Origin of the sequence: Streptomyces sp. NPDC059499 (assembly GCF_042749285.1) — a bacterium.
In the GTDB taxonomy this organism is placed as follows: domain Bacteria; phylum Actinomycetota; class Actinomycetes; order Streptomycetales; family Streptomycetaceae; genus Streptomyces.
Genome location: NZ_JBHYTT010000008.1, coordinates 250,154 through 265,714, shown reverse-complemented (window position 1 = coordinate 265,714; position 15,561 = coordinate 250,154). Strand labels below are relative to the sequence as shown.

The window sequence follows — 15,561 nt, the reverse complement described above, 5'->3', positions numbered from 1 at the left end:
AGGATCTCTCCGTGCGGGGCCCGGGGGCAGTGGAGCACGGCCGTTCGGGTGACGGTCAGCCGACGACGGGGAGCTCCAGGACTCCGGTGTCCTGCGGGGTGCTGACGACGGTGACCGGCTTGATGCCCCGGTTGCCGAAGTACGCCGTGTCGCTCGCGGCGATCACGAAACGCAGCCGGTGACCCGGCAGGAAGCGGTGGACGATGCCCGGCAGCTCCACGGTGAAGGGGCGCGTGACGTCCGGGACGCGCACCGGCGCGACCAGACGGTTGACCAGCTTCCTGCTGCCGTCGGGCGCCACGTCGTAGAGCTTCGCGAAGAGGACCAGTTTGTCCGCGGCGTCCCCGCTGTTCTGGACCCGCTCCGTCTTCGGTGAGACGACCTTCAGGGTGGCCTTCGGCGCACCGACGACATCCAACGCCGAGCTCAGGGGGGCGCCGGTCCAGCCGAGGTGGGTGCCCTTGGTGTCGTACGGGGCCGGGTCGTCGAGCCCGATCAGGCCGGCCAGCGAACTCTCGGAGTGACTGGTCGGCAGGAGCCAGTTCGTGTACTGGCGGCTGCCGCGGGTGACCTGCGCACGGCTGCCGGCCAGGGTGCCGTCGCCGGAGAGGTACATCTTCCGCGAGAGGGCGGGGACGGCGGCCGCGGCTCCGTAACCGCTCGCCCAGTCGCGGTAGTAGGCGAACGCGGGCCCGGTGTCGGTGTCCTCCTCGTGCCGGAGGTAGCGGTCGAACCAGGCGAGGATCCGCTGTCCGACGTAGCTGGTCTCCAGATTGCCTTCCGCGAGGTCGAGTTCGCCGGGCACCTCGCCTCCGCTGTGACCCCAGGCCTGCCAGATCATCTTCGTCGTCGTGCCCTGCGCCGCGAGCGTCCGGTAGGTGGCGGTGGCCTCGTTGAGGTTGAACAGGCTGTCGGCCTGGCCCTGGACGAGCAGGGTGGGTGCCGTGACGCCCGGCAGGTAGGAGGCCGGTGAGACGCTGCGGGCGTAGTCCAGCATCGCGTCGGTCTCGGCGGCCGGGTAGCGGCCGGAGTTCAGGAGCCGGATGGTGTCGCACGCCTGCGGGGCGAAGTGGAGGCAGGTGAGGTTGCCGAAGCGCGACGGGTCGAGGCTCGGGACCAGGAGCGGCTGGGCCTCGCCCATCAGGTAGAAGCCGTTGGTCCACTGCCACTTGAAGACACCTGGGGTGTCGGAGGAGACGCCCCGGGCGGCTCCGGTGGCGTTGGGGGCGAGTGCGTACGCCAGGTCGTTCCAGGTGATCAGCGGAACGAGTGCGTCGACCCGGCGGTCGGCCGACGCGGTGGCCAGCTGGACGGCCCCGCCGTACGAGCCGCCGATCATGCCGACACGCGGGTCACCCGGACCGTCGCCCGTGACGTAGTCGGCCCTGGTGCCGTCGTCGGCGGCCCGTGTCCCGGCGAGGAAGTCGATGAGCCCGGAGGCCGCCTTTCCGTCGACGGCCGGGTCGTCGAGCGTGATGAGGCAGCCGGACTCGCCGAAGCCCAGTCCGGAGTAGACGAGGCCGACGTAGCCGCGGGAGGCGAAGGCCCTGCCGATGGCGTCGGTGGAGCCGTCGGACTTGCTGCCGCCGAAGCCGTTGGTCGCGAGAACCGCGGGGGCTGGGTGCGTCGCGTCGACACCGGCGGGCCGGTACAGGTCGGCGTCCACGGTGCAGGACCGGTCGCCCGCCCTGACGGTGAACTCCAGGGGGGTCACGGTGAATTCGGATGCCGCCGACGCGGGACCGGCGCCGGTCAGGGTGAGCGGGGCGATGAGCGCCGCCCCGGCGAGGAAGGTGAGTGGACTGCGGAACCTGGGGACAGCGCGCGACACGTGGACCTCCACACCGAGGACACCTTACCGACCGGTAAGTACCGAGCCGGGCCCATGCTGTGACACCCGTCATACCGCTGTCAACGCACCTGACCGCGGTTTCATGACAGATGTTCGAAAGACCGGCGTGGTGCGGCACTTCACACCAGGGCCGGCACCTCCGTGGTGAGTGTGCAGCGACCGCCGTCGGCCGGAGCCTCCAGCACCGCGGGCACACCGAGCGGGATCGTCAGCGCCGCGGCGCAGTGACCGAAGCCCAGCTCCTCGACGACGGGTATCCCGAGTCCGCCCAGCCGGTCGTTGAGCACGGCCCGGACCTGGTCGTACGGTCCGCAGCTCTCCCAGGAACCGCACGCCACCCCGGATATGCCGTCGAGTGCTCCGATGCGCAACAGCCGCGTGAGGATGCCGTCGAGCCGGTAAGGGTCCTCCGTGATGTCCTCGATCATGAGCAGGCCGCCCCGGGCGGAGGTCCGCGCCTGCGGGGTCCCCGCGTCCGCCGCGAGCAGGCTCGAACAGCCGCCGTACGTGATCCCCCGGGCCCGCCCGGGGACCAGGGCGGCCGCCGCACCGAGCCCGAGCGTGCGCACCGACTCGGGTTCGAACAGGGTGGAGCGCAGCGACTCCTGGGTGGCCGCGTCCTTGAGGAAGACCTCGGTGGCGATCATCGGTCCGTGCAGGGTCGAGAATCCCGCCCGCAGGGCGAACGCCTCGTGCAGCACGGTGACGTCGCTGTAGCCGACGAATGCCTTGGGCCCGGCCGCCCGCATCGCGGGCCAGTCGAGGAGATCGACCATGCGGTGGACGCCGTACCCGCCGCGGGCGCACAGCACCGCGTCGACGGACGGATCGCACCACGCCTCCTGCAGGTCCCGGGCACGGTCCTCGTCCGTACCGGCCAGGTAGTCCAACTCCTTGTGCACATCCAGGACATGGGGAGCGACCACCGGATCCAGGCCCCAGCCGCGCAACAGGTCGAGGCCCGTCTCGAGGCGCTCGGCCGGCACGGAGCCGCTGGGTGCCACGACCGCGACCCGGGCACCGGGGCGCAGTCTGGCCGGCCGGGTGAGGGGCTGCAGGGTCACTTCTTCAGCTCCAGTCGGGGGATGTCGGTCCGGTCGATGCCGAACGACTGCGCGTAGAGGGAGAGTTCGGCCTCCAGGGCGCGGCGCACGGTGTCCGCCCGGCGGAATCCGTGGCTCTCGCCCTCGAAGGTGATGTACGCGTGGGGAACGCCGCGGCCTTCGAGGGCGGCGAGGAACCGTTCGCACTGCGCCGGCGGGCAGATCGGGTCGTCGAGTCCCTGGAGCAGCACGAAGGGAGCGGTGAGCCGGTCCGTGTGGTTGACGGGTGAACGCTCGCGGTAGCGCTCGGGCACCTCGGCCGACGGGCCCACGAGCGACTCCAGGTACTGCGACTCGAAGTCGTGCGTCTCACCGGTCGCCCAGCCCTCCAGGTCGAGGATGGGGTAGATGATCGCCCCGCAGGCGTACACGTCGGTTCCGGTGAGGGACGCGGCCGCGGTCCAGCCGCCGGCGCTGCCGCCCCTGATGGCCAGCCGTTCGCGGTCGGCCGAGCCCTCCTCGGCCAGCCCCAGGGCGACGGCGGCGCAGTCCTCCACGTCGACCACGCCCCACTGTTCCCGGAGGCGTTCGCGGTAGAGCCTGCCGTAGCCGGTGGAACCGCCGTAGTTGACCTGGGCGACGCCGATGCCGCGGGAGGTGAAGTAGGCGATCTCCAGGTCGAGGGCGACCGGGTCGCGTCCGGTGGGGCCGCCGTGCGCCCAGATCACATAGGGCGGCAGCTCGTCGCCGGGGCCGGTGACCGCGGGGTGGCGCGGTGGATGGATGTGGGCGTGGATCTCGCGGCCGCCCGGTCCGGTGAAGGTACGGATCTGCGGCTCGGGGTAGTACGCGGGGTCGACGGCGTCCTGGTGGGGCGGGCCGATGGTCCGGGTGTGGCCCGTCGCGGTGTCCAGCTCCACCACCTCGTAGGAGCTGTGCGGGCTCGCGGCGATGCCGATGACCCGGGTGTCCTGCACGGCGAGCGTTTCGGCCCACGCGGTCCAGGGCCCGGCGACGTCGACGAGCTCACCGGTCTCCGGGTCGAGCACTCCGAGCCGGGTGGTGCCACGGCCGTGGATGACGGCGATCAGCCCGCTGTCCAGCAGCCGGAACCACTGCAGGCCGATCTTCCACAGCGGCCCGCCGAACTCCTCGCCCCGGCCGGAGCAGAGCCGGCTGCTGGGCACGACGGCGCCCTCCACGGCGTCCGGCCGGATCCGCTGGAGCTCCCACCAGCCGCCGACGTCCGACACGAAGAGCAGCGAGCCGTCCCGGTCCCACTCCACCTGGACGACCGACTCGTCGATGTCGCCGACGACCGGCCGTACGCCGCTGAAGGAGCCCTCCTCGGTGACCTCGGCGACCATCACGACCGTGCCGTCCCACGGCATCTGCGGGTGGTCCCAGGCGATCCAGGCAGCCCTGCGTCCGTCGAAGGAGAGCTTCGGCCCGGTGACGAACCGGTGCCGGTCGCCGCCGAGTTCCCGTACGGCGCTCCGGTCGTCGGCCGCCGAGCCGTCCAGGGGCACGGCGGCGATCGTCCGGCGGACGTCGGTGGGCGACTCTCCGGTGAATTCCTCCAGCACGCACCAGACCTCGCCGTGCGCACCGCGGTCGAGGTGCAGTTGGGGGTCGACCCAGCGCAGTCCGTCGCCGATGTCCGACACGGGGCTGAGCGGCCAGGGCTCGTCGGGCCCGTCCGGGGCATAGGCGTACAGCCGCTGGTCGGGGTGGTGGACGAAGACGACCAGCGGTCCGCCCTCCTCGCGGGCCGCCCCGGCCCACGGCCGGCCGCCGTACTCGATGACGCGGCTGCGGGGGTTCCACGGAGCGGGCAGGACGGAGGCGGTGGTGCCGTCGGCCCGGCGGCGTACGAGGGCGCGCCGGCCCCCTTCCGACGGGCGCGGTTCCGTCCACCACACCTCGTCGCCGACGTCGCCGACGAACTCGGGGCGGCCGTCGTGCGAGGCGGCCAGTGCCGCGTCGATCGGTGACGGCCACGCGCCGTACGCCGCTGTGGACACCATGTCGGTTCCCCCGTAGTCGTCAGGCGTTGCGCAGGAAGTGGTCCAGGACCCGTACGCCGAAGTGCAGGGCGTCGACGGGGACCCGCTCGTCGACACCGTGGAACAGCGCCTGGTAGTCGAAGCCGACGGGCAGCTTCAGCGGGGAGAATCCGTAGCCGGTGATGCCGAGGCGGGAGAACTGCTTGGCGTCCGTTCCGCCCGACATGCAGTACGGGACGGCATGGGCGCCCGGGTCGAACAGTTCGACGGCGGCGCGCATCTTCGCGTACGTCGGTGAGTCGACGGGAGCCTGGAGCGCCACCTCGCGGTGGTGGAACTCCCAGTCGACGCCGGGTCCGGTCAGCCGGTCGAGGGTCTCGACGAACTCGTCCTCGCCGCCCGGCACCATGCGGCCGTCGACCAGGGCGGTGGCCCGGCCCGGGATCACGTTGACCTTGTAACCGGCTTCCAGCATCGTCGGGTTGGTGCTGTTGCGAATGGTCGACTCGACCAGCGCGGCGGCCGGGCCGAGCTTGCCGAGCAGCTCGTCGACGTCGAATCCGGGCGCGTCGAGGTCGACACGGATGTGGTGGAGCGCGGCGATCTCGGTGAGGGCGGCCCGTACGGTCGGGGTCAGTCGCACCGGCCACTCGTGCTCCCCGATCCGGGCGACGGCGGCGGCGAGCGCGCTGACGGCGTTGGCCCTGTTGACCTTGGAGCCGTGTCCCGCCTTGCCCTCGGCGGTGAGCTTCAGCCAGCCCGTTCCGCGCTCGCCCGCCGCGATCGGGTAGAGCGACATGCCGGGTCCGGCGTGGAAGGTGAAGGCCCCGGACTCGCTGATGCCTTCCGTGCAGCCCTCGAAGAGCTCCGGGTGCCGGTCGGCGAGGAAACCGGAGCCGTCGTCGGCACTGGCCTCCTCGTCGGCCGTGTAGGCGATGACGATGTCCCGGCGCGGGCGGACACCGGCGCGCGCCCAGGCCCGGACGACGGCGAGGACCATCGCGTCCATGTTCTTCATGTCGACGGCGCCGCGCCCCCATACGACCCCGTCACGCACCTCGCCCGAGAACGGGTGCACGGTCCAGTCGGCGGCCTCCGCAGGCACCACGTCGAGGTGCCCGTGCACGAGGAGGGCGTCGGCGGACGGGTCGGTTCCCTCGATCCGGGCAACCACATTGGTCCGTCCGGGCGTGCGCTCGAGCAGCATCGGTTCCGGTCCGGCGCCGGCCAGCCGTTCGGCGACGTACTCGGCGGCCGGGCGCTCCCGGCAGCTGCCGTCGCCGCGGTTGGTGGTGTCGATCCGGATCAGTTCGGAGGTGAACGTCACGGATTCGTCGAGTGCCAGGTCGTCGACAGCTCCGGGTGGGTTCGTCGTCTCAGCCATACTGTTCCTCCACGGCGGACGACACGATCGTCGTCACCGCCTTGAACGTGCGAATACCTTCGTACATCGTCCCGCTGGTATAGGCGACGCGCCGCTCGCCACTGGGCGCCACGCCGGGGACCACGGTCGCGGCCGCCGCCAGATGTGCGGCGTCGAATTCGAGCTCCACCGTGAAGGAACCCCCGGTCACGGGTGTGTGGCGCACCGCGAGGGCGGTCGCGTCCCTGGCCGCCGCCCTGATGTCGGCGGCGGTACGGGCAGGGGTGCGGCACACGGCGGCGTACCGCGAGACGTGGTCCTTCACGGCGACCTTGCGGGCATCCGGGGCGTACAGCTCCGCGTCCTCGCAGGTCAGATCGTCGCCGGTGACCAGGATGACGGGGACACCGTACTCCGCCGCGACATGGGCGTTGAGCAGCCCCTCGCTGGCACGGACACCGTTCAGCCAGACCCCGGTGATGGAGTTGGCGAGATAGGTGTGCGCGAGTACGCCCTCGGTGCCGGCACCGGTGTGGTAGCCGACGAACGCGATGGCGTCGACGTCCCCGTGCTGGATGCCCTCGACCATGGAGAGGGACTTGTGCCTGCCGGTGAGCAACTGCACGCGGTCGTCGAGCTGCTCCAGCAGGAGGTTGCGCATCGACCAGTGGGCCTCGTTGACGAGTACCTCGTCGGCGCCCCCGTCGTAGAAACCGAGGGCCGCCGCGTTCACATCGGAGGTGAACATCGGGCGGCACCTCTCCCACTGGGGGGTGCCGGGCAGCACATCGGCCGGCCATGTCACGCCGGTGGCGCCCTCCATGTCGGCACTGACGAGGATCTTCACGGTGCACGGTCCTGTCGCTGGTCGGTCGGGTGCGGTCGAACGGATACCGCGTCGGTCGTGCGACATCGGTACCCGCACGGCAGACGGATATCCCCCGCCCGTTCCCCGGGAAGAAGATCTTCGTGCCGCATCACGGTACGCGCCGCAAGGGCACCGGGCCAGAGCCGTCGGAATCTGTCACTGGTCCAGTCCGGTGATGCCGGGGGGGCGGCCGACGGACGGGCCCGCGCCGGTGGCACACTGGCCGCCGATCGTGCGAAGGAGCCCCCGTGACGATGATCCGCAGCCTCCGCCGCGTGGTGCGCCGTGCCTACCGCGGCACGGTGGACCTGAGCCACCCCGCGCGCTCCCCGCTCGGCAGCGCGGTGGTCAACTGCGTGCTGTACGAGGACGGGGTGCGGCATCCGTCCGACTGCCCGGCGGACGAGGCCCTGCGCCGGGTCCGTGCCTCCGGCCGGGGCTTCGTCTGGCTCGGGCTCCATGAGCCGACCGCGGCCGAGTTCGCCGGTGTGGCCGAGCTGTTCGCCCTGCATCCGCTGGCCGTCGAGGACGCGGTGCACGCCCATCAGCAGCCCAAGGTGGAGCGGTACGACGAGACGCTGTTCGCCGTGTTCAAGACGTGCCGTTACGTCGAGCACGAGGAGCTCACCGCGACCAGCGAGGTGGTGGACACCGGGGAGATCATGGTCTTCACCGGTCACGACTTCGTGATCACCGTCCGGCACGGCAGCCACGGCTCGCTCGGCCCGCTTCGCGAGGGCCTGGAATCCGCGCCGGAGCAGCTGGCGAAGGGCCCGGCGGCCGTTCTGCACGCGATAGCCGACCAAGTGGTCGACGCCTACCTCGGTGTGGCCGAGTCCATGCAGAACGACATCGACGCCGTGGAGACGGCCGTCTTCAGCGAGTCCGCCGGCCGCGGTGACGCGGGCCGCATCTACCAGCTGAAGCGTGAGCTGCTGGAGTTCAAGCGGGCGGTGTCGCCGCTGGACCGGCCGCTGCAAGCCCTGGCGAACCGCACCATGGAGCCGGTGGGGCCGGACTTCCAGCCCTACTTCCGCGATGTCGCCGGGCACCTGGCCCGCACGGCCGAGCAGATCGCCGCGTTCGACGCTCTGCTCGACTCCGTGCTGCAGGCCCATCTCGCGCAGGTGACCGTCGCCCAGAACGAGGACATGCGCAAGATCACCGCATGGGCGGCCGTCATCGCCGTACCCACCATGGTGTGCGGGGTCTACGGCATGAACTTCGACCACATGCCGGAACTGCACTGGACGTACGGCTACCCGTTCGTCGTGGGTGTCATGGCGGTCGCCTGTTTCGTCATCCACCGCGGCTTCCGGCGCAACGGCTGGCTCTGACCCGTCGGGCCGCCGGTGCGCCGGCCGTCGGGGCGGCGGACCGTCAGGGCCGGGCCGTGCCCTTGAGGAGCTCGTCGATGCGGGTGAGCTCGTCCTCGCCGAACTCCAGGTTGCGGACCGTCGCCACACTGTTCTCCAGCTGGGCGACGCTGCTCGCGCCGACGACGGCGGAGGTGACCCGGCCGCCGCGCAGCACCCAGGCCAGCGCCAGCTGGGCCAGGGACTGCCCGCGCTCCCGCGCCAGCTCGTTCAGCGCGCCCAGCCGGCTCACCAGCTCGGGGGTGACGGCGTCGGCCGAAAGGAAGGGGCTGGTTCCCGCGGCTCGCGAGCCCTCCGGGATGCCCCGCAGATAGCGGTCGGAGAGGATGCCCTGCTCCAGCGGCGAGTAGGCGATGGAGCCGGTGCCGAGCTCGTCCAGGGCGTCCAGCAGCCCGTCCTCCACCCAGCGGTCCAGCATCGAGTAGCGGGGCTGGTGGATGAGGAGCGGGGTGCCCAGGTCGTTCAGGATCCGGGCGGCGTCGCGGGTCTGCTCGGCGGAGTAGTTGGAGATGCCGGCGTACAGCGCCTTGCCCTGGCGGACAGCGGTGTCGAGCGCCCGCATCGTCTCCTCGAGCGGGGTGTCGGGGTCGAAGCGGTGCGAGTAGAAGATGTCGACGTACTCGACGCCGAGCCGGGTCAGGCTCTGGTCCAGCGAGGAGCGCATGTACTTGGCGGATCCCCACTCGCCGTACGGGCCGTCCCACATGTGGTAGCCGGCCTTGGTGGAGATGACGATCTCGTCCCGGAGACGGGCGAAGTCCGTCTTCAGGGCACGGCCCATCGCGATCTCGGCGGAGCCGGGGGGCGGGCCGTAGTTGTTGGCGAGGTCGAAGTGGGTGATGCCCAGGTCGAACGCCCTGCGGAGGATCTCGCCCTGGCTCTCCGGGGTCCGGTCGCCTCCGAAGTTGTGCCAGAGCCCGAGCGACAGCGCGGGAAGCAGCAGACCGCTGCGTCCGGTGCGCCGGTAGGGCATGGCGGTGTAGCGGTCGGCGGACGGAAGGTACATGCGAGCACTCCACGGGAGAGGTCCGGGGGAGCGCGCCAGGTCTGGTGCGCAGCGTCCAGACTGACGGAGAACGATCCAGCGGTCCAACAGGAGATTGCGCTGGGATTCATCGATAGGATCGCTCAATCATGGAACTGCGTCAGCTGGAGCACTTCGTGGCCGTCGCGGAGGAGCAGCACTTCACCCGCGCGGCCGAACGCCTCGCCGTGTCCCAGTCCGGGCTGTCCGCGTCCGTCAGGGCGCTGGAGCACGAGCTGAAGACCCCTCTGTTCAGCCGCACGACGCGCACGGTGCGGCTCACCGAGGCGGGTCAGGCGCTGCTCGTGGAGGCGGAGCGCACGCTGGCGGGGGCGAGGGCGGCGCGCGACGCCGTCGATGCCGTACGGGGGCTGCTGCGCGGCACGCTGACGCTGGGGGTCGAGCAGTGCGTGGCCGGGGTCAGCCCGGCCCGGCTGCTCGCGGCCTTCCACCGGGACCATCCGCAGATGGAGATCCGGCTGCGGCAGGAGGGAACGTCCAGCCTGCTGGAGGGGGTGGCCGGCGGGCGCCTGGACCTCGCGTTCGCCGCCACCGTCAGCCCGCTGGAGTGGGCGGGCGAGCTGATGCCACTGGCACGGGAGCCCATGGTCGTCCTGTGCGCCCCCGGTCACCGTCTCGCGGAGGTGCCCCGGGTGGCGTGGACCGGACTGCACGGCGAGTCGTTCATCGACTTCCATCCGGACTGGGGGCCGCGCCGCGCCGCGGACGAGGCGTTCGCCGCGGCGGGGGTCCGCCGTACGGTGGCACTCGAGGTCAACGACGTACACAGCCTGCTGGAGCTGGTCCATGAGGGCCTCGGCATCGCGGTGGTGCCGCACCACTTCTCCCGCAAGCCGGAGGCGCGGGGGCTCGTGGTGGTGGAGCTCGACGGTGCACACCGGCCGGTCTACGAGAGTGTCGTGCTGCTTCCGCCGGCCAGGGCCGTGAGCCCGGGGGCGCGGGCGCTGATGTCGCTGGTCCGGGAGGACCCGCTGCGCTGAGCTCCCGGCGCGCGACCGGGCCGCTCAGCCGCTCAGGGCTTCGGCGAACGCTCCCGGCTCCTGTGCGACCCCGCTGCAGGTGTCATCGGCCACCGTCGTGTCCTCGCCGTCGGTGCACGGCCGGTCCCGGAAGGCCGCCCACATGGAGAGCGCGCCGACCCCTTCCCGGGTGGCGAAGTCACGCAGGGAGGCGGCGTCGGCGAGGGTGAAGGTCTCCCCCGCCACGTCGTTGACCCCGATCATCACGGTGAGGTGGAGCGCCTGCCACGCCGCGTCCTGCGACAGCCCGAGTACGTCCACGAGCTGGTCGTGGGCCGACGCCGCCGCCTGTTCCGCGTAGTCACCCATGTCGCCGCGGTGGGACGAGCTGTAGTTCATGGCCATGATGTTGACCGCGGAGAGCCGGACGCCCCGGTCGGCCGCGTCCTCGACGAGGGCGAGCCCGGAGTCCTCGAGTCCGTCGGGCATCACGGGGAGCGTGTACGTGATGTCGAGGTCGCGCTCCTTCTGGAGGAGGGCCAGGGCCTCGTTGCGGCGGGTGACCGAGGCGCGGTCGGTCAGCGCGTCGCCCTCGATGTCGAAGTCGGCCGCGGTGGCACCGACCGCGTCGAGCACCTCGGCGTACGCGTCGGCCAGCTCCCGCGCGCTGTCGCAGGCCAGGGCCGTCTCGGTGCCCGCGGCACCACCGAAGGAGACCCGGATACCCGCCCCCGTGGCGGTGAGCGCGGCCACCCGCGCCACGACCGCCTCACTGGTGGCGGGTTCGGTGCCGCCCCAGACCGGCGTGCAGCCGGACCCGTCGGCGGTGACGAAGGCCAGGTTGTACGTGTCGACGGGAACGGCCGTATCGGTGTCGGCGGGGGTCGTGGCGCTCACGTACGGGGTGTAGGCGGTCCGCGGTGCGCGTTGCGGGGAGGGGGCGGACCCCTTGGTCAGGTCGGCCGCCGTTCCGGTCGCGCAGGCCGAACAGGCGAGGCCCAGTGCGGCCAGCCCGGCGATGACGGAGGGAACGCGTGTGCGCCTTTGCATCATGTGTGCACCTGTTCTCGGAAGTCGCGCCCAGAAACGGCAACCGATGGTGCCGGGACACCACGAACCTCTCACATCGCGGGTCCCCGCGAAGACACAGCCACCTCATGGGCGGGGCCGGAAAGTTGACCGGATTTCCGTCAACTCGCAGTTCAGCTGCGGTCGTTACCGGGACAGGGGTGCCGAGGGCGCCGGCCGCACTCTCAGTGGCCCGACAGGTTCGGCCCCCTTTCACAGCGGACGGCCAGCAAAGCTCCAGGCTTCGCACAACGGGGTTCGCCACCATGCGCACATGCAATCCGACCCCGTCATCGAGAAAGACCCGGCACCGCGTGGCCGGCGCCGGGCACACGCAGGGCCTCCCCGCTCGGCGGGACGGTCCCAGGAGGGACCCGTGTTCGTGGACAGTTCCGGCCGCCGGGCCCGGCTGCTGCGCCGTGCGGGCACGCTGCTGGGCATCGCCTGCGTCGGCTACGCCGCCGTGCTGGGGCTCGCCTTCATGGGGGGCATCTCGCTGACCCCGTCCCAGCTGCTGCCCTTCGACGGCGGCCCGGTCGCGGAGGCGGGCCCGGGCGGCGGGATGCTGCCCGGGTACGGTGCGGCACCGGGCGGCTCCGGGGCGCCCCCGAGCGGCGCGCCGAACCCGTTCGGCACGATGTCCCGGTCGGGCGAGGCGGGCTGATGGTTTCCTCCCGACGGCGGCATGCCACCCCCGGCAGGATCGACCGGGTCCGGCGCCAGGCGGTCCCGAAACCGCGCGTGATCATGGCCCTGCTCCTTCTGCTGGGGCTCGTCTGCGTCATGCTCCTCGACGGCTACCTCCGCGCCGAGGTCGGCGACGACCAGCGGGTGCGCTCCGACGCCTCCGCGGACACCGTGCCCGACAGCGTCCTGGACGGCGGGCCGCTGCTGAGCTTCGACGGCGGCAGCGCCCGCGCACAGTCCGTACCGGACAGAACCATCGTGCTCACCTTCGACGACGGCCCCGACCCGGAGTGGACCGGAAAGGTGCTCGACGTCCTGGACGACAACGACGTTCCGGGCACCTTCTTCCTCGTCGGCTCGATGATCTCGCGCTATCCGGACGTGGTGCGCAGGATGGTCGACGACGGCAGCGAAGTGGGGGTCCACACCTTCACCCACGTCGACCTCTCGTACCGGAGCGAGGCCCGGGTCGAGCGGGAGATCGCCCAGACACAGCTCGCGCTGGCGGGGGCCGCAGGCATCACGACCACGCTGTTCCGTGCCCCGTACTCCTCGACGAACGAGGCGATCGACGACTACAGCTGGCCCGTCTACCAGCGGCTCGGAGCGATGGGCTACACCAGCGTGTTCATCGACACCGACAGCGAGGACTGGCAGCGGCCCGGGGTCTCGAACATCGTCAAGTGGGCGACGCCGAAGGACGGGGAGGGCGCCTCGGTGCTCTTCCACGACTCCGGCGGCGACCGCTCCGAGACGCTGGCCGCGCTGCCGACGTACATCAAGAAGATGAAGGCGAAGGGCTACACCTTCACCACCGTCAGCGGGGCGCAGCAGCAGGCCGCCGAGGCGGAGCGGGGGCAGGACGACGTGCAGGCCGGCCCCGGAGCACAAGCCCCTCGGGGCACCTCCTCCGCGCAGGCCGCCCATCGCACCGCGGACACGGCCACGCGGTGGGAGGGCCGGGCACTGCTCGCGGCCGTCGCGGTCGCCGAATGGACCGTACCCGGGCTGGCGGCGGTGCTGGGGGTCGTCGGGTTCGCCGTCCTGGGCCGTTTCGGCCTGATGCTCCTGCTCGCACGGCGCCACCACCGCCGGCGCAACCGGCGCCGGTTCTCCTGGGGTCCGGAGGTGACCGGGCCGGTGAGCGTGATCGTTCCCGCGTACAACGAGAAGGAGTGCATCGCGAGCACCATCGGCTCCCTTGCGGCGAGTACCCATCCGATCGAGATCGTGGTCGTCGACGACGGTTCGACCGACGGCACGGCCGAGATCGTCGAGGCGCTCGGCCTGCCGAACGTCCGGGTCGTGCGGCAGGAGAACGCGGGCAAGTCCGCGGCGCTCAACAACGGTGTCCGACAGGCGCGTTACGACATCGTCGTGATGATGGACGGGGACACCGTCTTCGAGCCGGACACCGTGCACCGGCTCGTGCAGCCCTTCGCCGACCCGGAGATCGGTGCCGTCGCCGGCAACGCGAAGGTCGGCAACCGCTCCACGATGATCGGTGCCTGGCAGCACATCGAGTACGTGATGGGCTTCAATCTGGACCGCCGCATGTACGACCTGCTGCGCTGCATGCCCACCATCCCCGGCGCGATCGGGGCGTTCCGCCGCTCGGCGGTCCTCGGGGTCGGCGGGATGAGCGACGACACGCTCGCCGAGGACACCGACATCACGATCGCCCTGCACCGGGCGGGCTGGCGCGTCGTGTACGCCGAACACGCCCGCGCCTGGACCGAAGCGCCCGCGACACCGGCCCAGTTGTGGCGTCAGCGCTACCGCTGGAGCTACGGCACGATGCAGGCGCTCTGGAAGCATCGGGGGTCCGTGACCGACCGGGGCCCGTCCGGGCGCTTCGGCCGGGTCGGCATGCCGCTGGTCGTCCTCTTCCAGATCGTCACGCCGGTGTTCGCCCCGCTCATCGATGTGTTCACGGTCTACGCGATGGTCTTCGTGGACTTCAGGGCCTCGCTGCTCGCGTGGCTCGCGGTGCTGGGCGTGCAGTTGTTCTGTGCGGCCTACGCCTTCCGTCTCGACCGGGAGAAGTACCGGTACCTGTTGATGCTGCCGCTCCAGCAGCTCGCGTACCGGCAGCTGATGTACCTCGTCCTGATCCACTCGTGCGTGACCGCCGCGACGGGCGGCCGGCTGCGCTGGCAGAAGCTGAAACGCACCGGTGAGGTGGGCGCGCACCGGCCGGGTGCGGAGGCCGGGTGATGGCGGGTGCGCACCGCAGGACGACGCTCGCGCCGCCCCCGGTGGCCGGGCCGGGAACCGGCCGCGACCGGTCCTTCGACGTGCTGCGGGCCTTCGCGCTCGTGCGGGTCGTGGCCTACCACACCTTCGCGTGGCCGTGGCTGGGCTTCCTCTTCCCCGCCATGGGCGTGATGTTCGCGCTGGCCGGTTCGCTCATGGCGCGCTCGCTGGAACGGCCCGCCGTCGGGGTGATCCGCGGCCGGCTGCGCAGGCTGCTCGTTCCGGTGTGGTTCTTCGGTCTCGTCCTCGGGGTGGCGATGCTGCTGCACGGCTGGGTGCCCGGACCGGATGTCCTGTACTGGGTGCTTCCGCTCGGTGATCCGCCGGGCAACGCGTGGGGCGAGCAGGCCTGGGCGGTGCTCTGGTACCTGCGCGCCTATCTGTGGTTCGTGCTGCTGTCGCCGGTCCTGCTGCGCGTCTTCCGGTCGGCTCCGCTGCCTGTTCTCGCGCTGTCGCTCGTGCCCGTGGTGGTCCTGGAGACGGTGACGGGCGTGCCGGAGGGGCGGCTCGGCAGCGCGGTCGACGACCTGTCGGTGTTCCTGTTCTGCTGGCTGCTGGGCTTCGCGCACCGGGAGGGCGTCCTGGACCGGCTGCGCGGGGCGGGGGTGGCCGGCGCCGCGCTGCCGCTGATGGCGGCCGGTGCCTGGTGGGCGGTGCGGCACCGGGTGGACGGCTCGTTCGACCTGGACGACATTCCGCTCGCCCAGGCGCTGTGGTCGGCGGGGTTTGTGCTGCTTCTGCTGTGCTTCCGGCCCCGGTTCGACGGGCTCGCGCGGCATCCGGTGGCGGACCGGCTCGTCACCGTGTTCAACGCGCGCGCCGTGACCGTCTACCTCTGGCACGAGGTGGCGCTGATGGCCGCCGTACCGCTGATCGATCTGATGTGGGAGGTGCCTGTGATGGAGCAGCATCTTGCGCTGGACAGCCTCTGGGTTCAGTTCGGTGTCGCCTGGGTGCTGACAGCCGCCGCAGTGGTGTGCTTCGGCTGGGTCGAGGACGTCGCGGCGAAGCGGAGGCCGCGTCTGCTGCCGTGACCCC

At 71.6% G+C, this 15,561-nt stretch carries 12 protein-coding genes; 5 read left to right on the top strand and 7 right to left on the bottom strand.

Annotated elements, in window-relative coordinates:
• Positions 1–55: 55 nt before the first annotated feature.
• From ACFW9O_RS20665 to ACFW9O_RS20645, 5 genes are all read right to left on the bottom strand, one after another.
• The gene (locus ACFW9O_RS20665) at positions 56–1,831 is read right to left on the bottom strand and encodes a CocE/NonD family hydrolase (RefSeq protein ID WP_384611145.1); all 1,776 of its coding nucleotides are present in this window, start codon (positions 1,829–1,831) and stop codon (positions 56–58) included.
• Between the two features lie 140 nt (positions 1,832–1,971).
• On the bottom strand, positions 1,972–2,916 hold the full coding sequence (locus ACFW9O_RS20660; RefSeq protein WP_384611143.1) for an LD-carboxypeptidase: 945 nt from the start codon (positions 2,914–2,916) through the stop codon (positions 1,972–1,974).
• Positions 2,913–4,922: a S9 family peptidase gene (locus ACFW9O_RS20655; protein WP_384611142.1), complete on the bottom strand. Its 2,010-nt coding sequence runs from the start codon at positions 4,920–4,922 to the stop codon at positions 2,913–2,915. The genes ACFW9O_RS20660 and ACFW9O_RS20655 overlap by 4 nt, the downstream gene beginning before the upstream one ends.
• Before the next feature lie 19 nt (positions 4,923–4,941).
• Complete coding sequence (locus ACFW9O_RS20650) at positions 4,942–6,285, bottom strand: M20/M25/M40 family metallo-hydrolase (RefSeq protein WP_384611140.1); 1,344 nt, start codon at positions 6,283–6,285, stop codon at positions 4,942–4,944.
• A complete protein-coding gene (locus ACFW9O_RS20645; RefSeq protein ID WP_384611138.1) occupies positions 6,278–7,111 on the bottom strand; it encodes a M55 family metallopeptidase in 834 nt (277 codons plus the stop codon). Before ACFW9O_RS20645 ends, ACFW9O_RS20650 begins: the two co-directional genes overlap by 8 nt.
• 275 nt (positions 7,112–7,386) lie before the next feature.
• On the opposite strand from ACFW9O_RS20645, the gene ACFW9O_RS20640 reads away from it, so the two are divergent.
• Positions 7,387–8,469, top strand: coding sequence for a magnesium and cobalt transport protein CorA (locus ACFW9O_RS20640; RefSeq protein WP_384611136.1), 1,083 nt, complete (start codon positions 7,387–7,389; stop codon positions 8,467–8,469).
• 43 nt (positions 8,470–8,512) lie between these two features.
• Here ACFW9O_RS20640 and ACFW9O_RS20635 read toward each other — a convergent pair whose 3' ends face one another.
• A complete protein-coding gene (locus ACFW9O_RS20635) occupies positions 8,513–9,514 on the bottom strand; it encodes an aldo/keto reductase (RefSeq protein WP_351171514.1) in 1,002 nt (333 codons plus the stop codon).
• 128 nt (positions 9,515–9,642) lie between these two features.
• Here ACFW9O_RS20635 and ACFW9O_RS20630 point away from each other — a divergent pair, with 128 nt between their 5' ends.
• Positions 9,643–10,533 (top strand): LysR family transcriptional regulator, encoded by an 891-nt coding sequence (locus ACFW9O_RS20630; RefSeq protein WP_384611134.1) that lies wholly within the window; start codon positions 9,643–9,645, stop codon positions 10,531–10,533.
• A gap of 24 nt (positions 10,534–10,557) precedes the next feature.
• On the opposite strand, the gene ACFW9O_RS20625 is transcribed toward ACFW9O_RS20630, so the two are convergent.
• Positions 10,558–11,562 (bottom strand): chitinase, encoded by a 1,005-nt coding sequence (locus tag ACFW9O_RS20625; RefSeq protein ID WP_384611297.1) that lies wholly within the window; start codon positions 11,560–11,562, stop codon positions 10,558–10,560.
• A gap of 394 nt (positions 11,563–11,956) precedes the next feature.
• Here ACFW9O_RS20625 and ACFW9O_RS20620 point away from each other — a divergent pair, with 394 nt between their 5' ends.
• From ACFW9O_RS20620 to ACFW9O_RS20610, 3 genes are read left to right on the top strand one after another with little or no spacing between them, the layout of a single operon-like run.
• Entirely contained in the window at positions 11,957–12,244 is a 288-nt protein-coding gene (locus ACFW9O_RS20620) for a hypothetical protein (RefSeq protein WP_384611133.1), read from the top strand.
• Positions 12,244–14,484, top strand: coding sequence for a bifunctional polysaccharide deacetylase/glycosyltransferase family 2 protein (locus ACFW9O_RS20615; RefSeq protein WP_384611131.1), 2,241 nt, complete (start codon positions 12,244–12,246; stop codon positions 14,482–14,484). Before ACFW9O_RS20620 ends, ACFW9O_RS20615 begins: the two co-directional genes overlap by 1 nt.
• Positions 14,484–15,557, top strand: a complete 1,074-nt coding sequence (locus ACFW9O_RS20610; protein WP_384611130.1) for an acyltransferase — start codon at positions 14,484–14,486, stop codon at positions 15,555–15,557. The genes ACFW9O_RS20615 and ACFW9O_RS20610 overlap by 1 nt, the downstream gene beginning before the upstream one ends.
• Positions 15,558–15,561: the final 4 nt, after the last annotated feature.